Source organism: Prevotella conceptionensis 9403948 (assembly GCF_000312305.1).
Classification (GTDB): Bacteria; Bacteroidota; Bacteroidia; order Bacteroidales; family Bacteroidaceae; genus Prevotella; species Prevotella conceptionensis.
The window spans coordinates 85957-87458 of record NZ_HE999452.1 but is presented as its reverse complement, the minus strand read 5'-3'; the positions used below and the strand labels follow the sequence as shown (position 1 = coordinate 87458).

Genomic DNA, 1502 nt, shown 5'->3' with positions numbered 1-1502 from the left:
GTGAACGTCTAGGAAATCGTTGCACGATGTGGCGAAAACCACTGCCACCAATCCTGCCAACAGGTTTATCCAATATGTTGTTCTCTTCATTGTTTTCTTGTCTTATCTTTGTTTCTTATTGTGAATGTGCCGCGTGGTGTTCGCTAGATTGTGAACCCACGGGCCGCCATTGGCTAGAATCCCAACCTCACGGAGAGTTCAACACTGCGCTCGTAAGGATAGCTAAGTCCGCGTTCGCGCTTTACCGACGAAAGGTAGAACAAGTCGTTGGCCAGCATTTCCAAGTGCAATCGCCTCAATCCGTACTTCTGGATAAAGGCCAAAGGCACTTCGTAGGCAAACGACAAGCTACTTAAAGTGAGATAATTGTTGGTCTGCACGAAACGTGATGTTTGCATGGGCACACTCGAATCGCTGATGCGCTTGTACGCCGTATGGTCGCCCACTTGTTTCCATCGGTCGCTGAACACCCTTTCGTCGGCGTTGTAACGTGGGTCGGCTCCTTCAACTTTCGATGCCAATGTTTGGTTGTAAACCGCACCTCCGAACGAGTAACGCAGCGATGCACCCATCGAGAATTGGCGATAAGTGAGGTAAGAGCTGAGCGAACCGTTGCCAAAGGGCGTGCTATCGCCAAATACAACCTTGTCGTTAGGGTCGTAAACAAAGGTGTAACTGCCATCGCGCTTGATGAAAACTTCGTCGCCCGTGATGGGGTCGATGCCTGCCGAGGGTACAACTTTCAAAGCCGTAAGCGACTGTCCTTCTTCATAAATGGGCAACGGAGCTAGTCCGCGCTTGGCCTGATTCTTCTCGTTTTGCTCGCGCAAGGCGTTGCTTATCTTCTTGATCTTGTTCTTATTGTAGGCATAATTGAGACTTAACGACCACTGCCAGTCTTTGTTTTGGATGGGTATCACGCGTGTTTGAAACTCTAATCCGCGGTTCTCTATCTCGCCAACGTTCTCGCGCGACGTTCTCACACCCACCGATGGGGCCTTGGTTATGTCGAGCAAAAGGTTGTCGGTGTTCTTTACATAGAAGTCGGCAGAGAAGTCCCATCGGCCTTTAAACATCGTTAAGTCCACACCAACGTTTCCGCTTAGCGTGCGTTCCCACTTCAAATTGGTGTTGCCAATGCCCATAGGAACGGCTCCGATACCTTTTATATAATTATATCCGTTGAGGTAAGTGTACATCGTAAGTGCCTGATAAGGCTCGAACGAGATGTTACCCAAATAGCCTACACTGGCACGAAGTTTGAGCAATTGGAATGGCGAGCCTTTAAGAAACGACTCGTTGTGTACGTTCCAGCCCGCACCCAAGCTCCAAAACGGCGCAAAACGGGTGTTCTTACCAAACTTCGACGAGCCTTCGTAGCGGTAAATCACGTCGAGGAAATAGCGGTTATCCCAAATGGCATTGGCGTTTACGAAGAAACCCACACCATTATACTTGGTATCGGTGCCCGAAGGACGGCCCGTAGGATAACTTCCTGCCAA

The 1502-nt window shown here is 49.6% G+C and carries 1 protein-coding gene; it reads right to left on the bottom strand.

Annotated features, from left to right (window positions below; genetic code table 11):
* Nucleotides 1–173: 173 nt before the first annotated feature.
* Nucleotides 174–1502 (bottom strand): TonB-dependent receptor domain-containing protein (locus tag BN93_RS13495; protein ID WP_019188849.1); only part of this gene is annotated, 1329 nt, incomplete at its 5' end.